This is a genomic window from Flagellimonas amphidinii (genome assembly GCF_013090115.1).
Classification (GTDB): domain Bacteria; phylum Bacteroidota; class Bacteroidia; order Flavobacteriales; family Flavobacteriaceae; genus Flagellimonas; species Flagellimonas amphidinii.
In genome coordinates this window covers 29,236-49,042 of record NZ_JABFNN010000036.1, presented here as the reverse complement: position 1 = coordinate 49,042, position 19,807 = coordinate 29,236, and the positions used below count along the sequence as shown (strand labels likewise).

Below are 19,807 nucleotides of genomic sequence, written 5' to 3'. Positions count from 1 at the left end.
CTGCCACACCAGGTGGGAGAGTAGGTCGCCGCCTTCCTCGAAGCCCCCTCACAAACAGTGAAGGGGCTTTTTTGTTTGTATACTTATACGTTATCTTTTTCTTTCCAAATGAAGAAGGTTTACTCAAATAAAAAAACTCCCTAAGAATAATCTTAAGGAGCTCATAAAAAATGGTTTGGTTGGATATTTGCTTTTATACTCTTGGGAGATCTCCATTCCCTTTTAAGGGAAGTTCTGAACTTCCCATTAAATAGGCATCTACATGGTGAGCAGCTTGCCTGCCTTCTGAAATCGCCCAGACGATAAGAGATTGTCCTCTTCTTTGGTCACCTGCGGCAAAGACACCAGGAACATTGGTCTTATAATTTGCGGCAGAAGCATTAATATTGGTTCTTGCATCCATTGTTAGTCCCAGTTGGTCAGCAATAGAAGTTTCAGAGCCTGTAAAACCTAATGCCAGTAAAGCTAAATCACAATCCCATTCTTTTTCGGATCCTTCAACTTCTTTAAGAATGGGACGTTTTCCAGGTTCCCTGATCCATTCTACTTCCGCAGTTACCAGACTTTTTAAATTGCCATGCTCGTCTCCCACGAACTTTTTTGTAGAAATGCTAAAAACTCTATCTGCGCCTTCTTGATGAGACGAACTTGTGCGTAATCGCATGGGCCAAAATGGCCATGGTTGACCCTCTGGTCTATCTGAAGTGGATTTAGGCATAATTTCAAAATTAGTTACTGAAACCGCCCCATGTCTGATAGAAGTGCCGATACAATCTGAACCAGTATCTCCTCCACCAATAACAATCACTTTTTTGCCTTTGGCTGAAATTTCATCTCCTTTAAAAGGGATACCATCAACTTTTCTGTTGTTCTGTGGAAGGAAATCCATTGCTTGAACAACTCCTTTTAAATCTGCTCCTGGAATGGGAAGTTGTCGGCGTACTGTGGCTCCACCACAAAGTACCAAAGCATCGAACTCTTTTTTAAGATTGTTTGCATCAATATCTTTTCCGATATGAACCCCGGTTTTAAAAGTAATTTCCTCAGCTTCCAAGATTTCGAGTCTACGATCAATAATATTTTTTTCCATTTTGAAATCTGGAATACCGTATCGAAGTAGCCCCCCTGGTTTTTCATCCCGTTCAAAAACTGTAACTGAATGACCTGCTCTATTTAGTTGTTGAGCAGCTGCCAGACCCGCTGGTCCAGAACCCACAACAGCCACTTTTTTTCCAGTACGTTTGATAGGTAGTTTAGGTTGAATCCAACCCTTCTCAAAAGCAGTTTCAACGATATTCTTTTCAATGTTTTCTATGGATACTGGGTCTTCGTTGATTCCAAGAACACAGGCTTCTTCGCAAGGAGCCGGACATAATCTTCCTGTAAACTCTGGAAAATTGTTTGTTGAATGTAAAATTTTAGCGGCTTTTTCCCACTTTCCTTGATAAACAGCATCGTTAAAGTCAGGAATTAGGTTGCCTAATGGACAACCACTGTGGCAAAAGGGAATTCCACAGTCCATGCATCTTGCACCTTGTTTTTTCAGTTCACTACCCTCAAGAGGGATGGTAAACTCCTTATAGTTTTTGATACGTTCCTTGACAGGGGCATAACTCTCAACCTTTCTGTCATATTCCATAAATCCAGTCGTCTTTCCCATCTTTCAAATTATAAGGTTTGCAATTTTTCTTTTTCCAATCTGATTAAAGCTTGGCGATATTCCTCTGGGAATACTTTTATGAATTTTGGAAGACTTTCTTCCCAATTTTCTAAAATATGTTGAGCGATTGGACTTAATGTAGCGTTGTAGTGATTTTCTATAAGTGTGTGCAGTTGGTTTATATCCTGTTCTTCTTCCACAGGAAGCAAATTAAGAGCTTCGCCGTTACATCTGCTCTCAAAAGTATTGTCAACATCATAAACATAAGCGATACCGCCACTCATGCCTGCACCAAAATTTCTTCCGACAGCACCTAAAATAACTGCTACTCCTCCAGTCATATACTCGCAGCCATGGTCTCCAATGCCTTCTACAACAGCAGTTGCCCCAGAGTTACGCACACAGAAACGTTCCCCTGCTTTTCCATTGATGTAAGCTTCACCAGAAGTTGCCCCATATAGTGTCACATTTCCTGTGATGATGTTCTTTTCGGGTTGTAATGTGGATTTGTAGGGTACTTTTATTATCAGTTTAGCGCCTGAAAGTCCCTTTCCTAAGTAATCGTTTGTGTTTCCATTGACCACCATAGTCAACCCCTTCGTGGAGAATGCACCAAAACTTTGCCCTGCAGAACCGGTGAAATTCAATTTCAAGGTGTTTTCAGGTAGTCCATCTTCACCATAGATTTTAGAGATTTCATTACTGATAATGGCTCCAACTGCGCGATCAGTGTTGTGGATTGGAAAATCCAAAGAGGTTTTTTCCTTTCTGAACAATGCAGGGTGAGCTTTTTCAATAATATCGAATTCAATGGAATTGTTGACAGCATGTTCCTGACTTTCAGTATTGAAAAATTCTGTGCCCTCCGGAACATCAACTTGATATAAGATTGGACTTAAATCGATTCCTGATGCTTTATAATGTTCAATAGCTTTTTTTCTATCTAGTTTTTGGACTTGTCCCACCATTTCATTGACCGTTCGGAAACCAAGTTTGGCCATAATTTCCCGAAGTTCTTGTGCAACGAAATACATATAGTTTACTACATGCTCAGGTTTTCCCTTGAATTTTTTGCGGAGTTCAGGGTTTTGAGTGGCTATTCCCACGGGGCAGGTATTCAAATGGCAAACGCGCATCATTACACAACCTGAAGCTACCAACGGAGCTGTTGCAAACCCAAATTCTTCAGCTCCCAAAAGGCAAGCTATAGCAACATCTCTTCCTGTTTTCAGTTGACCGTCACATTCCAGGACAATTCTGTTTCGCAAATCGTTTAAAACCAAGGTTTGCTGCGCTTCGGCTATTCCCAATTCCCAAGGAAGTCCTGCATGTTTCAAGGAAGTCAATGGAGAGGCTCCTGTACCTCCATCAAAACCAGAAATCAGAACAACATCAGCTTTGGCTTTGGCTACACCGGCGGCTACTGTACCAACACCTACTTCAGAGACTAGCTTTACATTGATTCTTGCTTCTCGGTTGGCTGATTTTAAGTCATAGATCAATTGAGAAAGATCTTCAATGGAATAAATATCGTGGTGGGGTGGTGGAGAAATCAATCCCACATACGGAGTTGAGTTACGAGTTTTGGCAATGGCAGGATTTACCTTTGGGCCTGGAAGTTGCCCTCCTTCACCTGGTTTAGCTCCTTGTGCCATTTTTATTTGAATCTCTTTGGCATTGGTCAAATAGTTGGACGTAACCCCAAACCTGCCTGATGCTACCTGTTTTATGGCACTGTTTCTCCAATCCCCCGATTGGTTTTTATAGAAACGAGCCGAATCCTCTCCTCCTTCACCAGAATTGCTCTTTCCTCCGATTCGGTTCATGGCAATCGCTAAGTTCTCATGCGCCTCTTTACTGATACTTCCGTAGGACATAGCTCCTGTTTTGAAGCGTTTTACAATTTCTGTCCAAGGCTCCACCTCTTCAATTGGGATTGGATCGAAGTTTGAAAACTCGAACAACCCACGGATGGTCATCAGATGTTTTGATTGCTCATTGACCAAATCGGAGTATTCCTTATAGGTCTTCGGCTCGTTATTGCGTACCGCTTTTTGAAGCTTGGCGATGCTTAATGGATTGAACATGTGTTTTTCACCATCCCTTCTCCAACGGTACTCTCCGCCAATCTCCAAGTCAAGATTGGCTGCTAACTCCTGTTTTTTGAATGCTTTTCTATGGCGTTTGGCAACTTCCTTCTCAATTTCATACAATCCAATACCTTGTATTCTTGTTGGGGTATTTGGAAAATACTTATCCACCACTTTAGTGTTGATGCCAATGCATTCGAATAGTTGGGAGCCACGGTAAGAGTTTAAAGTGGAAATCCCAATTTTGTTCATCACTTTTAAAATCCCTTTGCCAATGGCCTTGTTATAGTTCTTTATGGCTTCTTCAAAAGTGTATTCAGTAATATCGTTTTCTTCAATTTGTTGGCCGATGATCTCATTGACCAAATATGGGTTTATGGCACTGGCCCCAAATCCGAAGAGCAATGCGAAATGATGCACCTCTCTAGGCTCGGCAGATTCTACGATGATGCTCAACTTAGAACGTTTCCCCAGTTTCCTTAAACCACTATTTACATAAGAGCAGGCCAATAAAGCAGGAATAGGAGCCATTTCGGCACTTACCATTCGATCTGAAAGAATTATAATGTTGGCACCTTCATCAATGGCGTTGGAGGCTTTGGTCAATACAGCCTCTAGAGCTTCCTCTATACCATTATGGCCTTTTGAAATTTCATATAAGATGGATATAGAGACTACTTTATAATCTGGACTGGCATCGTAATTTTTGATTTTATCCAAATCCTCTTTTGAAATCACTGGATTTTGAATCTTCAGTTTGCGACAGTGCAATTCAGAAAAATCAAATATGTTATGATCGCTACCCAAGGTTAGGCTGATGTCGGTAATCATTTCTTCGCGAATTCCATCCAAAGGTGGGTTGGTAACCTGTGCGAAAAGTTGTTTGAAATAATTGTAGACTAATTGAGGTCTTTCCGATAGTACCGCTATGGGAGTGTCTGACCCCATAGAACCAATAGGTTCCTTTCCATTCTTTGCCATGGGAAGGATTATGGTGTTGATGTCCTCTAAAGTATATCCAAAGGCCGATGTGCGGGTTTCCAAAGGAAACTCTCCATAAAATACAGGGCAATCATTATAAGGAATATCCTTTAGGTGTACCAAATTGTTCTTCAGCCACTTTTTGTAAGGGTGTTTTTTGGCAATGGACTCCTTGATTTCCTCATCATTGACTATGCGCCCCTCTTCCATGTTTACCAAGAACATTTTACCAGGCTCCAGTCTACCGTGGAATTCAATGTCTTCTGGTTCTAAGTCGACCACACCGGTTTCTGAGGACATGATGACATATCCTTTTTTGGTTACGGAATATCTTGAAGGCCTTAATCCATTACGGTCCAAAACGGCACCAATATAATTTCCATCCGTAAAAGGGATGGAAGCAGGACCGTCCCAAGGTTCCATTAAGCAGGAATTGTATTCGTAAAATGCCTTTTTGGTTTCAGACATTTCGTTGTTTTTTTCCCATGCTTCAGGTACTAACATCATCATTACTTCTGGGAGTGATCTTCCGGTCATCAGTAATAATTCCACCACCATATCCATGCTGGCAGAATCCGATTTTCCGGGAAGTACAATGGGCAATATTTTTTTAATGTCCTCTCCAAACCATTCACTTTCCATAAGTTCTTCTCTGGAACGCATTCTGGAAACATTTCCACGAAGGGTGTTGATTTCACCATTGTGGCACATATAACGAAAGGGCTGTGCTAAATCCCAAGTTGGAAAAGTATTGGTGGAAAAACGTTGGTGGACCAGAGACAATCGGGTTACTACTCTTGGATCTAAAAGATCTTCATAATATCTGCTGATATCGTTGGGCACCAAAAGTCCTTTAAAAATGATAATCTTGGTTGAAAGGCTTGGCAAATAGAAAAATTGAAGCTGGGAGAGCTTACTTTCAATAATTGTATGCTCTGTTATTTTTCTTGCAATGAAGAGTTTTAAGTTGAATTGGAAATCGTCCAAAGCCTCCCCTTTACCTATAAAAACTTGTTTTACAAAAGGTTCTGTTTCTTTGGCTATCCTTCCCGGAACAGATCTGTTTACGGGGACATTCCTCCAGCCCAAAAGTTGTAGCCCTTGTTTTTTAAGGTTTTCTTCGAAAGTGGTTATGCAAAAATCTCGTTGATTTTCTTTTTGAGGAAGAAAAACGTTGGCAACGGCATATTCTCCTGCTTTTGGAAGCTCAAATGGACATACTTCGGTAAAGAAGTCATGAGGAATGTCAATTAGGATTCCTGCACCATCACCTGTCTTGCCATCGGCACTAACAGCGCCTCGATGTTCCAGTTTTTCTAGAATTTCCAACGCCTTGTGAATTATGTCGTTGGATTTTCTTCCTTTTAAACTACAAATAAATCCTGCTCCGCAGTTATCGTGCTCAAATTCTGGTAGATACAGCCCTTGTTTTTCCAATCTCATCATTACGATATTTATTCAAATATATCATTAGAGATGGAAAAATGACAATGATTTTAATAAATATCACATAATTCATCAACGTATGTAGAAAAAACTTAAAAATTATGTATATGTTGAAAATGAGTGTTGTAAAATTATCATTATCTCAAAATCAAAAATATACACTGGTTTAACCTTATATATTATTGGGGTATTTTAAAAGATTGGTGTTGTTGGGAATAACACCCCTTTTAATTGTAGAGGGGTTTTGCATTAAATTTTTGTTAAAAGTAGCAAAGCCCCTATAAAAATATAGGGGTGGGTTGTTAATTGAAATTGATTTTAAGCTTAGTCCCTTAAAATACTTCTTGAAATCACAATTTTTTGAATTTCAGAAGTGCCCTCATAAATTTGGGTGATTTTGGCATCACGCATTAAACGTTCTACATGGTAATCTTTAACAAAACCATTGCCGCCATGTATTTGAACGGCTTCCACTGCTGTTTCCATTGCTACTTCTGAGGCGAATAATTTGGCCATTGCTCCAGATAAATCATAATTATTGGCGTTGTCCTTGTCCCAAGCTGCTTTGTAGACCAAATGTCGAGCGGCTTGTATTTTGGTGTGCATATCTGCCAATTTAAAAGCAATAGCTTGGTGATTCATAATTTCGGTGCCAAAGGCTTTTCGTTCTTTGGAATACTTTTTGGCCAATTCGTAAGCACCTGCCGCTATACCCAAAGCTTGTGCCGCAATTCCTATTCTACCTCCTGCTAAGGTTTTCATGGCAAACTTAAATCCAAATCCATCTTCACCAATACGATTTTCTTTTGGAACCTTAACATCATTAAAGATGAGCGAATGGGTATCGCTTCCTCGAATCCCTAGCTTATTTTCTTTGGGACCGATTTCAAAGCCTTCCATTCCTTTTTCAACAATAAAGGCATTGATGCCCTTATGGCCTTTTTCAATATGTGTTTGTGCTATTACTAAATATACTTCGGCAGTACCTCCATTGGTAATCCAATTTTTGGTTCCATTCAATACATAATAATCATCCTTTTCAAAGGCTGTTGTTTTTTGGGAAGTTGCATCGCTTCCGGCTTCAGGTTCTGATAAACAGAAAGCGCCTATTACTTCGCCGGAGGCCAATCTTGTCAGGTATTTCTGTTTTTGCTCTTCGGTTCCGTAAGTTTCAAGTCCCCAGCAGACTAGGGAATTATTTACTGAGACTACCACTGAAGCTGAGGCGTCAATTTTGGAAAGTTCTTCCATTACGAGCACATAGGATAAGGTGTCCATGCCGCTACCACCATATTTTTCGTCTACCATCATTCCCATGAAACCCAGTTCTCCCATTTTTTTGACTTGCTCGTGGGGAAAACGTTGTTCTTCATCTCTCTCAATGACCTCTGGCAATAATTCGGCTTCTGCAAAATCTCGTGCAGCTTGTTGAATCATCAACTGCTCTTCAGAAAGTGTAAACTCCATAAAATTGTGAAAAAGTTAAAAATGGAATACAAATATAGAGGTATGCTGGTAATTTTTCATAAAAAATGGATTGTAAATGAGAATGATTTAATCTTTTGGGTAAAAAACGAATATTTTATTCCTAAATTGAAATGGATATTATTCAGATTTGATTATGAGACCAAATTCATTTTGAATATCTTTAAGCGCTAGAGAAAACTTCATCAAAATATTTACCTAATAAACCAAACTAAAGCATGGAAACCCTTCTCATCGTCGTTTTTGTCGTAGGATATTTGGCTATAACCCTGGAACACAATCTTAAGATTGATAAATTAATCCCCGCTTTGGCCATGATGGCCATTTTATGGGCCCTAATGGTTTTTGGAATCGATGGGTTTACCACTTGGTTTGATTCGGGAAAGCATGCCTTGATGGAAAATTTTGGAGAGTTTGGCCATGAGGAGAAAATGCATATTCTAGAAGAGACTTTACTTCACCATCTTGGAAAGACTTCTGAAATATTGGTATTCCTTTTGGGCGCTATGACAATTGTTGAAATCATTGATTATTTTGATGGTTTTGCCACTATAAAAACCTTTGTGAAGACCAAGAGCAAAAAAAGAATATTGTGGATTTTTGCTTTTTTAGCTTTTATACTTTCCGCAATTATTGACAATCTTACAGCTACTATCGTATTAATTTCCATTCTTCAGAAGATAGTTAAAGATCGCAATGTAAGAATCTGGTATGCAGGTCTTATTATTATAGCAGCAAATGCAGGGGGTGCTTGGTCACCTATTGGAGATGTTACCACAACAATGCTTTGGATTGGTAAAAAAGTTTCTACTGCCATGTTAATCGAACACCTTTTGGTGCCATCTCTAATTTGTATGTTGGTGCCAACTTTGATTGCGTCATTTCTTCCAGCTTTCAAAGGAACTATTGAGCAAGAAGAATCAGCTCCTTCCAAGTCAAAGTTCGGTGCAACCATGTTGTATTTAGGTTTGGCGGCGATTGTCTTTGTGCCAATTTTTAAAACAATTACCCATTTGCCCCCTTATGTTGGAATGATGTTGTCCCTTGCAGTGGTGGCAACTTTTGCAGAGATATATAGTAGTGCTAAATTCAGTATTTCCAGTGTTGGAGGAGAAGGGCATGATACTACCGGTCACCATAGTCCACTACATAGTGCATTGACGAAGATCGAGCTTCCAAGTATTCTCTTTTTCTTAGGGATATTAATGGCTGTGGCTGGACTGGAATCTTTAGGGCTTCTTTTCAATTTTGCTGAAGGGCTAAAACAAGGAATGCCTTTATTGGGAACTGAAATGGCGGGAACCCAAATTTCTGACTTGGTTATTTTGCTGTTAGGCGTAGGGTCTGCAGTTATTGACAATGTGCCGTTGGTTGCAGCAAGTTTAGGAATGTTTTCCGAGCCTTTGGATGATCAATTATGGCACTTTATTGCCTATTCAGCTGGAACGGGGGGAAGTATGCTGATTATTGGTTCTGCAGCAGGTGTTGTAGCCATGGGAATGGAAAAAATAGACTTCTTTTGGTATTTTAAGAAAATAGCATGGTTGGCATTTATGGGCTTTATTGCAGGAGCCTTGTGTTTTATGGTCATGAGATATTTATTCTAAAAAATACTTTAGGTCGAAAATCTCCGTTATTATTGCAACTTAAATTGGGGATTTTATATGATTTTGTTTCAAGAATTAGAGGAAGGTACAGAAATAGGTGCATCTATTTCTGAAGAAAAAACCCTTTCCGTAATTGATTTGATTGTTAATGGAGGTACCGGAAGTATCATCATTATCTTAGTGTTGTTTGTACTTCTTTTTGTAGCACTCTACATTTATTTTGAACGCATTTTTGCAATAAAAGCGGCTTCTAAAATTGACAAAAACTTCATGAACCAGATTCGTGATCATATCATGAACGGTAAATTGGAAGCGGCTAAAATTTTGTGCGCCCAGACGGATTCACCCGTTGCTAGATTGACGGAAAAGGGAGTTTCCAGAATTGGTAAGCCTTTGGATGATATCAATACGGCAATTGAAAACGCTGGAACGCTGGAAGTATATAAGCTTGAAAAAAATGTTAGTGTTTTAGCAACTGTAGCGGGTGCTGCTCCCATGATAGGTTTCTTGGGAACCGTAATTGGTATGATTTTAGCTTTTCATGAAATGGCAAGTAGTGGAGGGCAAGCTGAAATGGGGTCATTGGCCTCTGGGATTTATACCGCAATGACCACTACCGTAGCTGGATTGGTTGTGGGTATTATCGCTTATATAGGATACAATCACTTGGTGAACAGAACGGATAAAGTAGTGCACAAGATGGAAGCTAATGCCGTTGAGTTCTTGGATCTGTTAAATGAACCCATTTAAATTTCAAACATGAAATTAAAAGGGAGAAATAAAATAAGTCCAGAGTTTAGCATGTCGTCTATGACGGACATTGTGTTTTTGTTGTTGGTATTTTTTATGCTGACATCAAATGCACCCAACGCATTGGATTTGCTTTTGCCCAAAGCGAAAGGTAAATCCACCAATACACAGAATGTTTCAGTTACCATCAGTAAGGATTTGGAATATTATGTGAACAATGAACAGATTAGCAAAGAATACGTTGAAATTGAATTAAAAAAAGTGCTTGAAGGTCAGGATAAACCTACCATCATTCTTAGGGCAGAAGAAAACGTGGCTATTAAAGAGGCCGTAAACGTTATGGACATTGCCAATAGGAACAGTTACAAGGTTATCTTGGCTGTGCGACCCAAATAATGTCGTTTTTAGATACGAGACACAAGAAAAAATCCTTTACGCTTACAACCATTATTTTAAGCGTACTCCTTCTATTGCTTTTTTATATAGGACTAACCTATTTGGACCCACCTATTGAAAATGGGATTGCGGTGAATTTTGGCACTATGGATTTTGGTAGTGGTGAAGTGCAACCTAGGGAAAAGGTTCGCTCTGAACCCCAAAAGGTGGAAAGTCAGCCTGTAGAGCAAGTGCAGGAAGAAATCCCTGAAGAAACCGTTGAGGAAGAGCCTGTGGAAGAAGTTTTAACGGCTGAAACAGAAGAAACCATAAAAATAAAGCAGCGGCAAGAAGCAAAACGCAAAGCAGATGATGCGGCTAAAAAAGCCAAAGCAGAAGCAGACCGAATTGCGAAAGAAAAAAGAGAGGCCGAAGAAAGAAGGAAACAAGAACAGGAAGCCAAGAAAAAAAGTCTGGATGCGCTTATAGGTGGTATTGGGAAGTCCGATGGAACCACAACGGGGAGCGAAGGAGATGATAACAAGACAGGGGATAAAAGCCAACCAGACGGAGACCCTTATGCTACCACATATTATGGAGCTCCCGGAAGTGGAAGCGGAACAGGGGGCTATGGTCTCAATGGGCGTTCCTTGGTCAGTAAGGGCAAAGTACAGCAAGAATGTAATGAAGATGGCCGGGTGGTTGTCCGAATTGTAGTGGACAGGAACGGTCGTGTTATAAAAGCTACCCCAGGAGTTAAAGGAACTACCAATACAGCACCTTGTCTGTTGGAACCGGCAAGGAAAACTGCACTTCTTCATAAATGGAATTTAGATTCCAATGCGCCATCCCAACAAATAGGTTTTGTGGTGGTCAACTTTAAATTAGGGCAATAGTGACCTATAAAGAGACTTTGGATTGGATGTTTACCCAGCTTCCCATGTATCAACAAAGGGGAGTTTCAGCTTATAAGGATAAGCTGGATAACATTGTCAACTTTGCTGAGATTCTTGGTAACCCAGAAAAGAAATTTAAGAGCATTCATGTGGCAGGGACCAATGGAAAAGGTTCCAGTAGTCATATGTTGGCTTCGGTTCTGCAAGAAGCAGGTTATAAGGTAGGTCTTTACACTTCACCCCATTTAAAGGATTTTCGAGAGCGAATCAAAATTAATGGACAGCCCGTACCTAAAAAGTTTGTAAAAGAGTTCATAGCAAACCATAAACCGTTTTTGGAATACCATCAACTATCCTTTTTTGAAATGACGGTAGGTATGGTCTTTGACTATTTTAACGAGGAAAATGTAGATATTGCAATTATAGAAGTAGGACTGGGAGGTAGATTGGATTCAACCAATATTATCACTCCGGAAGTAAGTCTTATTACCAATATAGGTTGGGACCATACCCATATTCTTGGAGATTCCCTAGAAAAAATTGCCATGGAAAAGGCAGGGGTCATCAAACGCAATGTTCCTGTGGTCATTAGTGAAAGACAACCTGAAACTGAAGTGATTTTTACACTAATAGCTCGTCAAAGAAGGGCCAAGATTGTTTTTTCTGATGAGTTGGAAATTGATGATTATCCATCAGATTTGTTGGGGAACTATCAAAAACAAAATAGCAGAGGTATGGTTGCGTGCTTAAGGCAACTTCAAAATTTTGAGATTACAGAAAACCATATTAAAAAGGGGCTGAAAAATGTAGTATCAAATACCGGGATTTTGGGGAGATGGCAAATCATGCAGGATAGTCCAAAAGTAATATGCGATACTGCACATAACAAAGAAGGATTGTGTGCGGTATTAAAGCAATTAAAAGTGCAGAACTATAAAAAACTGCACATAGTTCTTGGGTTTGTCAATGACAAAGAAGTTGCACATTTATTGAAACTCTTTCCTAAAGAAGCCCACTACTATTTTGTGAAGCCAGATGTTCCGAGGGGAATGGAAGTAAAAAAATTAAGAGAAACAGCCTCCAAGCTTCATTTAGATGGTAGTACTTACAAATCAGTTGGCAAAGGATTTAGGGCTGCTTTACGTAAAGCTGGAAGTGATGATTTGATATTTGTTGGTGGAAGTACATTTGTAGTGGCAGAAATCATTTGATTTTTTACCAATATTCCTTTTTGTATGTAAAAAATGATGTTATATTTGCACTCCGATTTTGGGGCGCGTAGCTCAGTTGGTTCAGAGCACCTGGTTTACACCCAGGGGGTCAGGGGTTCGAATCCCTTCGCGCCCACAATACATAAAAAAGCCTTCGATGATTCGAAGGCTTTTTTGTTGCGCTAAAATTCCTTCAATGTTGAGTGTATGTTAGCAAAACGTTTCCAAATGGAAAACAGAACTGCTGTTTTCGGTCCTTTGAATATCTTTATGAACAAAATTGTAACAAGATTTTTCTTGGGGACAATCACTCGATTCATTTAAATTTATTACAAAATTACAGTTGCAGATACACCATGAACGATAACACAAAAGATTATACACGAAGACATTTTATAAGACAATCAGCACTAACATCTTTGGCTCTGGTGTCATTGGTGAACTGTACAAATAAGAAGAGGAAGACCGCCGGTGTTGAAGTTGATGAATCAGAAAGTTTGGATATAAAATTAGATCCGAAGCAATACCTTGATCTTCCTGAAGGATTTTCATATAAAATTATATCAAAGTCAGGTGGAAAAATGGCTGATGGCTTGCTAGTGCCCGGCAGACCTGATGGAATGGGAGCTTTTCTTGATGAAATGGGCAATACGGTTATCATAAGAAACCATGAGAATAGCCCAACTCCTTTAGAAAATAGTCCGTTTGGTCTGGAGAACGAATTGCTGCCCAATGTAGATTTAGATAAACTCTACGATTCTGGAAGCGGAACCAATCCAGGATTGGGAGGTACTTCCACTTTAATCTATAATGAAGATACCGGGGAAGTTGTATCTGAATATATGAGTTTGGCTGGTACTTATAGAAATTGTGCAGGCGGAGTTTCTCCTTGGGGCAGTTGGATTACCTGTGAGGAAGATGTTACCAAAGCCAATGGCTCCAACATTCTTAAAGATCATGGTTATGTTTTTGAAGTTCCCATGAAAGCAAAGGACATGGTGGAACCAATTCCCATTAAGGCAATGGGGCGTTTTAACCACGAGGCGGTGGCCATTGATCCAAATTCTGGCTGTGTTTATCTTACAGAGGATAGGCATGATGGATTGCTCTATAGATTTGTGCCTAATGAGAAGGAAAATCTATTGGCCGGTGGATTGCTGCAGGCAATGGCTATTCGCAACAAAAAAAGTTTAGACACAAGAAATTGGGAAACACCTACTGTTGCAAAAGATGAGCAGTTAGAGGTTTATTGGATAGATTTAGAGGATGTGGAATCTGCGGAAGATAACTTAAGATATCAAGGATTTGACAAAGGAGCCGCTCGTTTTGCCCGTGGCGAAGGCATTTGGATGGGAGAGGGAGAACTCTTTTTTGCATGTACTAATGGAGGTCCAGACAATTTCGGACAGGTATTTAAGTATAGTTTGTCATCAAAAGAAGGTGCTGAAACTGAAAATGAACAACCTGCCATACTTGAGCTTTATGCCGAATCCAACGACAAAACCGTGTTGCATATGTGCGACAATCTTACCATAGCCCCTTGGGGAGATGTTCTTTTGTGTGAGGATAATGGTGAATTAAACCATATAAGAGGAATTGATAAAGATGGTAATATTTATACCTTGGCATGCAACAGAAGTTCACAATCTGAACTTACAGGCCTTGTCTTTTCACCTTCTGGAAAAACACTATTTGTAAATGTTCAAGAGAATGGTGATACTGTTGCCATAACTGGCCCATGGGAGAAATTCAATAAATCTAAGGTTTAAGTTGCTAAGAATTGCCTTTGATGAGAATTCTCATCTTTCACACTGGCAGTACTTGCGGTTGTAGAGGTGAAAAAACACCAAGCCCAGTGCAGGAATATAGACTGCTTCTTCAGCGAGTGAAACCAAGGAAAGTTTCTCGTTCAAAACTACAAATGCCAGCAATAACCAACATGCCCAAAGGGCATAGCCTACCCACTTTTTACTGGTGGTCTTGTTGGACCAGATTATTGCAAAAAAGGAGATTATCAAAAAAAACAAGTCTATTGCACCCCACCAAGGTGGACTTGCTTCTCCTCCAGCAATCAGGCCGGCTTGAGCAATAAAAAGAAAAGGTGTGGCCAAACAATGTACAAGGCAAAGTCCGCTGGCGGTAGCTCCTATGATATCAGATTTTGATGCTAGTTGGATGAGTTTCATTCTCTATGTTATAGTTTTGAACTAATTAAATGCAAAAATAACTTAATTTTTTAAATGCAACTATGTTGCATTTGTGATTATTTCTATTTTTGTCAAAAACCACTGAGTTGATAAAGACATCTGCACTACAATTTTCCTATGGGAATGGTTCTGAATTCACTTTTCCCAACATTCATGTAAAACCTGGAGAACACCTTTTGATTTTAGGCCCCTCAGGTGTTGGTAAAACTACTTTGTTACATGTATTGGCAGGGTTGCTGCCTGCTTCAAAAGGAGCAGTTTCAATAGCAGGGACAGAATTAAATTCCCTAAAACGTAAATCCATGGATCAATTTAGGGGGAGTCATATAGGTTTAATATTCCAACAATATCATTTTGTTAGATCTCTTACTGTTTTGGAAAATCTTCGATTGAGACAGAGTTTTCCCAAGAAGTCTCTGGATAGTGGGCGTGTTGAAGAACTTGCCCTGCGGTTGGGGCTTGTGGACCACTTAAAGAAAAAGGTCACACAACTTAGTCAGGGACAGCAGCAACGACTTTCAATTGCACTTGGGATAATTCACAAACCTTGGGTCATTTTTGCAGATGAGCCAACCTCTAACCTTGATGATGCCAATTGCGCCAAAGTGATTCAGTTACTAAAGGACGAGGCTGAAATTTGTAACAGTAGCTTAGTTATTATAACCCACGACCAGAGGGTTAAGTCCCACTTCAAAAATCAACTGACACTATGAGTTTAGGCTTTCTTGCATTCCGTAATATGATATCCAAACCACTCAATTTGTTTTTGAGTCTTTTGCTGTTGGTTTTGAGTGTTTCTCTGGTTACCTACGTGCTTCAGCTCAGTGAACAAGTTGGGGGTCAGTTGAAAAAGAACATAGCACCTTTTGATATGGTGGTTGGGGCGAAGGGAAGTCCTTTGCAATTGGTATTGTCCTCGGTCCTTCACATAGATGTCCCAACAGGTAACATTCCACTAAAAGAAGCTGAATCCTTAGCGAAAAATCCATTAGTTGAAACTACTGTTCCTGTTTCTTATGGGGATAACTATAAAGGTTATCGTATTTTGGGGACAGAGCATGAATACTTGGATAGATATCAAGCCAAGCTTGAAGAGGGGGATTTGTTTGCCAACTCTTTTGAGGTGGTAGCTGGAAGTGCTGTTGCCCAAAAATTAGGGTTGAAGGTAGGGGATACATTTACCAGTTCACATGGATTGGCTTCAACGAGCATGGAAACACATGAAAACCATCCTTTTACCATTACTGGATTATTGAAACCTACGGGAACAGTTGTTGATATGTTGCTCATCACCAATTTAGAAAGTATTTGGGATGTTCATGACCATGAGGAAGAAGGTCACGATGAAGAACACCATGAGGAAGATCATCATAAGGAAGAACACCATGATGGGGATGATCATCATGAAGAAAAGGAAATCACTTCTTCATTGGTTAAATTTAAAAACCCACTAGGTGTAGTGCAGATGCCTAGATTTATTAATGAAAATACTAGCATGCAAGCAGCTTTGCCAGGTTTTGAAATACAGCGTTTGATGGGGTTGTTGGGTTCGGGAGTTAAAACAATAAATGCAATTGCCCTAGCAATTTTATTGGTCTCTGGATTGAGTATTTTTATAAGTCTATTAAAGACAATTCGGGAACGCAGGCAAGAACTGGCTTTATTGCGCACTTATGGTTTAAGAACCGGTCAGTTGTTATGGTTGGTATTTCTTGAAGGTTTATTTTTAACACTAATAGGCTTCTTGTTGGGATGGATTTTGGGAAGATTAGGGATTTGGGCAACCTCATATTTTATTGAAGATTCTTATGGGTATGGCCTACAATTTTCCAGCCCAAATCTATCTGAACTCATCTTATTGGGTGTAAGTTTGCTTATAACAATGTTGGCCGTATTATTGGCTTCAACAACCATTTTTAAATTGAATATATCCAAAACACTTGCAGATGCGTAACTATTTAGGTTTAATAATAATGTCGATTTTTATAGGGCATACGGTTTCTGCTCAGATTGAATTAAGCTGGGAAGATTTTGAGGATGTGGATTTTGCCTCTGTATATAATGAAAAATATGATGTTAATTTTTTGATGCCTACTTTTGGAAAAAGAATTAGATCTTTCCGTGGACAGCATGTCAAAATAAAAGGCTATTTCTTGGATATTTCCGGAAGCGGAGATATATTTTTGGTTTCGGCAAACCCAATGGCTTCTTGTTTTTTCTGCGGAGCAGCAGGACCTGAAACAATTATAGAAGTTAATTTTAAAGAAAAACCTTCGTTCAGGACAGATCAAATTGTGGTAGTTCAAGGTGTTTTGGAGCTTAATGCCAACGACGTAGATCATTGCAATTATATTTTAAAAGAGGCCACTGGTCAATTGATAAATTGAAGACTCAAGTTTTGTTTTTTTTTATAGTATTAATCGGAATTGGTGAATCCAAAATCCACTCCCAAACCTATTTGGATTGGTCAGATTTATCAGAGGGTATTTCCTGGGAGTCAAAAACAGACCTTACTATATTTAAGAAGGCAACATTTGCACCGACTTTAATAGCCTTGGAAGGCCAAGAAGTTATCATCTCGGGTTATTTTTTGGCGTTGGAGGGGACACAATCTGTTTACTTGCTATCAAAGAACCCAATGGCTTCCTGTTTTTTTTGTGGGAATGGAGGCCCAGAAACTATCATTGAGCTTCAATTTGCTAAAAAACCTTCCTTTGTAATGGACGATTTACTTTCTGTGAATGGAATTCTACGGCTAAATCGGGATAACCCGAATCATTGCTATTATCGTATTGAAAAAGCTGAAGCTCTAAGTCTTTAAGAATGTCACTAAAGAAAAAGGTTATAATAATCGATCAGAGCGACCAAAAACTTTTGGCAGATAAGGGGTTGAAGAAAACCAAGTTGCGTTTAGAGCTGATTCATCACTTTAAAAATGCCAAACATGCGCAATCCTATAGCGATTTAAAACAAATATTGGTGGAGAATGCAGATAAGTCCACTTTATATAGAAATCTGGCCATTTTTGAGGAGGTAGGACTCATCCATAGCATTAATGACCATACAGGGGTGGCCAAGTATGCTTTGGGTGCTTCGCCATCATCAGGTCATGAGCACGCCCATTTTGTTTGCGAATCTTGCGAAACCGTATATTGTGTTAAAGGTATGCCAGAACTCCAGATAGAAGTTCCCGATGGATTTAAACCCAAAAGTGTTCAAACCATTATTAAGGGAATCTGCGGAAATTGTTAATCCGTTCATTTGAAAAGGGAATTTGTGAGTTACGAAAACAGCGATGGTTTTATGGGGTTCAGCTACGCTATATTTGGAGAATTGATATTTTTAGAATACTCTAATTGATGGATGCGTAAAATTTAAGCCTTAAAACGACGAATTTCTTACTTAAAAATCTCTGAATCAGAAAAAACACGAAACCCTTTTCGAAAATTTTCGCAAAATCAGAATGCAATTAATCATTTGTTTTTCAATCACTTAAAATTTATTTTCAAAATTTTGGACTCGTTGTTTTGACTGCAAGAGGTCGTGGTGAGATCCTTTTTTTCGATTTCAATGCCATTCGTAATTATATTTGGATATAATCACTACTGAATATGTACTTTTTAGGATTGGATATTGGGAGTTCTTCGGTCAAGATAGGCTTAACGGATAGCAAAACCGGAAAAGCTATTGGGGTAGTTCAGGAACCTGAAGAAGAAATGTCAATGTACGCCATAAAAAAAGGTTGGGCAGAACAGAAACCTGAAGATTGGTGGCAATGCGTTTGTCGAGGGATTCAAAAAATCAAAAGAGCGTACAACGTATCCAAAGAAGATATTGAAGGTATAGGTATTTCATACCAAATGCATGGATTGGTGGTTGTAGATGCTGAAGGAAAGCCTTTGAGAAAATCTATTATTTGGTGTGATAGTCGTGCCGTGAAAATTGGTGAAACGGCTTTTGGGAAAATAGGAGAAGAGTTTTGTGAAACCCATTTATTGAATTCCCCAGCTAATTTTACAGCTTCCAAGTTAAAGTGGGTCAAGGAAAACGAGCCAGGGCTTTATGAGAAAATAGATAAGTTCATGCTACCCGGGGACTTTATTGCGTTTAAATTTTCAGATACTATAAACACCACTGTTTCAGGGCTTTCTGAAGGGATTTTTTGGGATTTTAAACAAGATGAAATTTCCCAAGAGATTTTGGAACATTATGGAATCGATTCAGAATTGGTTCCTAATATCGTAGAAACATTTTCTGAACAAGCTATAGTTTCTAAACAAGGGGCAGAGGAGAGTGGTCTTAAGGAGGGTACGCCAATTTTATATCGCGCAGGGGACCAACCTAACAATGCACTTTCATTAAATGTGTTTCATCCTGGAGAGGTGGCGGCTACAGGAGGTACTTCTGGAGTAATGTATGCAGTAACGGATAATCTTTCTGTAAAAGAGTGTGCAAGGGTAAACAACTTTGCCCATGTCAACTACCAAAAACAAAAAGTGCAGAATGTGGGTAAGTTGCTCTGTATTAATGGTGCTGGCATACAATACAGATGGTTGTTGAACAATTTGGCTGTTTCTTCCTATGAGGAAATGAATCAGTTGGCATCCGAGATAGAAATAGGCTCTGATGGTATTTGTTTGATTCCTTTCGGGAATGGTGCGGAAAGAATTCTGCTCAACCAAGATATTGGAACCCGCATTGTTAATATGAATTTAAATAGACATCACAAAGGTCATCTTTGCAGGGCTGCTTTGGAAGGCATTGCTTTTTCGTTTGTATATGGTTTTGAAATCATCCAATCTGATGGCATCTCACCAAAAGTAATTAGGGCAGGAAATGACAACCTTTTTAGGTCTGAGATTTTTGCCAATACCATAGCAACCTTGATAGGTCAAGAGATTGAAATTTATAACACCACTGGAGCCATTGGAGCGGCTAGGGCCTGTGCGCTGAAAGATGGGGATTATGATAAATTTTCATCCTTTACAAAAAATGACCATGTGATGACATTCATGCCCTTGAAGGACAAATTGCCCTACCAAGAGGCATACAATAATTGGAAAACAGAACTGGAATTGATAATAAACAAATAACAAAAC

At 39.3% G+C, this 19,807-nt stretch carries 16 protein-coding genes and 1 tRNA gene; 13 read left to right on the top strand and 4 right to left on the bottom strand.

Going from position 1 to position 19,807, the window contains the following annotated elements; genetic code table 11:
* Nucleotides 1-193: 193 nt before the first annotated feature.
* The 3 genes from HJC33_RS10755 to HJC33_RS10745 all read right to left on the bottom strand — a co-directional run bounded on the left by HJC33_RS10755 (nucleotide 194) and on the right by HJC33_RS10745 (nucleotide 7,644).
* The gene (locus tag HJC33_RS10755; RefSeq protein WP_171658827.1) at nucleotides 194-1,660 is read right to left on the bottom strand and encodes a glutamate synthase subunit beta; all 1,467 of its coding nucleotides are present in this window, start codon (nucleotides 1,658-1,660) and stop codon (nucleotides 194-196) included.
* 8 nt (nucleotides 1,661-1,668) lie between these two features.
* Nucleotides 1,669-6,174 carry a glutamate synthase large subunit gene (gltB, locus tag HJC33_RS10750; protein WP_171658830.1) on the bottom strand — a complete coding sequence of 1,502 codons (4,506 nt, stop codon included), beginning with the start codon at nucleotides 6,172-6,174 and terminating at the stop codon, nucleotides 1,669-1,671.
* 327 nt (nucleotides 6,175-6,501) lie between these two features.
* On the bottom strand, nucleotides 6,502-7,644 hold the full coding sequence (locus HJC33_RS10745; protein ID WP_171658826.1) for an acyl-CoA dehydrogenase family protein: 1,143 nt from the start codon (nucleotides 7,642-7,644) through the stop codon (nucleotides 6,502-6,504).
* 236 nt (nucleotides 7,645-7,880) lie between these two features.
* Here HJC33_RS10745 and nhaD point away from each other — a divergent pair, with 236 nt between their 5' ends.
* The 7 genes from nhaD to HJC33_RS10710 all read left to right on the top strand — a co-directional run bounded on the left by nhaD (nucleotide 7,881) and on the right by HJC33_RS10710 (nucleotide 14,270).
* Nucleotides 7,881-9,269: a sodium:proton antiporter NhaD gene (gene nhaD / locus HJC33_RS10740; RefSeq protein ID WP_171658825.1), complete on the top strand. Its 1,389-nt coding sequence runs from the start codon at nucleotides 7,881-7,883 to the stop codon at nucleotides 9,267-9,269.
* A 57-nt stretch (nucleotides 9,270-9,326) separates the two neighbouring features.
* The gene (locus tag HJC33_RS10735) at nucleotides 9,327-10,019 is read left to right on the top strand and encodes a MotA/TolQ/ExbB proton channel family protein (RefSeq protein ID WP_171658824.1); all 693 of its coding nucleotides are present in this window, start codon (nucleotides 9,327-9,329) and stop codon (nucleotides 10,017-10,019) included.
* Nucleotides 10,020-10,028: 9 nt separating this feature from the next.
* Nucleotides 10,029-10,415: an ExbD/TolR family protein gene (locus tag HJC33_RS10730; protein ID WP_171658823.1), complete on the top strand. Its 387-nt coding sequence runs from the start codon at nucleotides 10,029-10,031 to the stop codon at nucleotides 10,413-10,415.
* Nucleotides 10,415-11,290, top strand: a complete 876-nt coding sequence (locus HJC33_RS10725; protein ID WP_171658822.1) for an energy transducer TonB — start codon at nucleotides 10,415-10,417, stop codon at nucleotides 11,288-11,290. Before HJC33_RS10730 ends, HJC33_RS10725 begins: the two co-directional genes overlap by 1 nt.
* Nucleotides 11,290-12,501 (top strand): bifunctional folylpolyglutamate synthase/dihydrofolate synthase, encoded by a 1,212-nt coding sequence (locus HJC33_RS10720; RefSeq protein WP_171658821.1) that lies wholly within the window; start codon nucleotides 11,290-11,292, stop codon nucleotides 12,499-12,501. The genes HJC33_RS10725 and HJC33_RS10720 overlap by 1 nt, the downstream gene beginning before the upstream one ends.
* A 61-nt stretch (nucleotides 12,502-12,562) precedes the next feature.
* Nucleotides 12,563-12,637: transfer RNA gene (locus tag HJC33_RS10715), tRNA-Val, on the top strand.
* Nucleotides 12,638-12,857: 220 nt separating this feature from the next.
* Nucleotides 12,858-14,270: an alkaline phosphatase PhoX gene (locus HJC33_RS10710; RefSeq protein ID WP_171658820.1), complete on the top strand. Its 1,413-nt coding sequence runs from the start codon at nucleotides 12,858-12,860 to the stop codon at nucleotides 14,268-14,270.
* Between the two features lie 30 nt (nucleotides 14,271-14,300).
* Here HJC33_RS10710 and HJC33_RS10705 read toward each other — a convergent pair whose 3' ends face one another.
* Nucleotides 14,301-14,687, bottom strand: a complete 387-nt coding sequence (locus HJC33_RS10705; protein ID WP_171658819.1) for a MerC domain-containing protein — start codon at nucleotides 14,685-14,687, stop codon at nucleotides 14,301-14,303.
* 107 nt (nucleotides 14,688-14,794) lie between these two features.
* Between HJC33_RS10705 and HJC33_RS10700 the strand changes: the two genes are divergently transcribed.
* The 6 genes from HJC33_RS10700 to HJC33_RS10675 all read left to right on the top strand — a co-directional run bounded on the left by HJC33_RS10700 (nucleotide 14,795) and on the right by HJC33_RS10675 (nucleotide 19,801).
* Complete coding sequence (locus HJC33_RS10700; RefSeq protein ID WP_171658818.1) at nucleotides 14,795-15,421, top strand: ABC transporter ATP-binding protein; 627 nt, start codon at nucleotides 14,795-14,797, stop codon at nucleotides 15,419-15,421.
* Nucleotides 15,422-15,474: 53 nt separating this feature from the next.
* The gene (locus tag HJC33_RS10695; protein WP_171658817.1) at nucleotides 15,475-16,662 is read left to right on the top strand and encodes an ABC transporter permease; all 1,188 of its coding nucleotides are present in this window, start codon (nucleotides 15,475-15,477) and stop codon (nucleotides 16,660-16,662) included.
* Complete coding sequence (locus HJC33_RS10690; protein WP_171658816.1) at nucleotides 16,655-17,095, top strand: hypothetical protein; 441 nt, start codon at nucleotides 16,655-16,657, stop codon at nucleotides 17,093-17,095. The genes HJC33_RS10695 and HJC33_RS10690 overlap by 8 nt, the downstream gene beginning before the upstream one ends.
* Entirely contained in the window at nucleotides 17,092-17,529 is a 438-nt protein-coding gene (locus tag HJC33_RS10685) for a hypothetical protein (RefSeq protein WP_171658815.1), read from the top strand. The genes HJC33_RS10690 and HJC33_RS10685 overlap by 4 nt, the downstream gene beginning before the upstream one ends.
* Before the next feature lie 2 nt (nucleotides 17,530-17,531).
* Complete coding sequence (locus HJC33_RS10680; protein WP_171658814.1) at nucleotides 17,532-17,960, top strand: Fur family transcriptional regulator; 429 nt, start codon at nucleotides 17,532-17,534, stop codon at nucleotides 17,958-17,960.
* A 359-nt stretch (nucleotides 17,961-18,319) separates the two neighbouring features.
* Complete coding sequence (locus HJC33_RS10675) at nucleotides 18,320-19,801, top strand: xylulokinase (protein ID WP_171658813.1); 1,482 nt, start codon at nucleotides 18,320-18,322, stop codon at nucleotides 19,799-19,801.
* The last annotated feature ends 6 nt before the right edge of the window (nucleotides 19,802-19,807 follow it).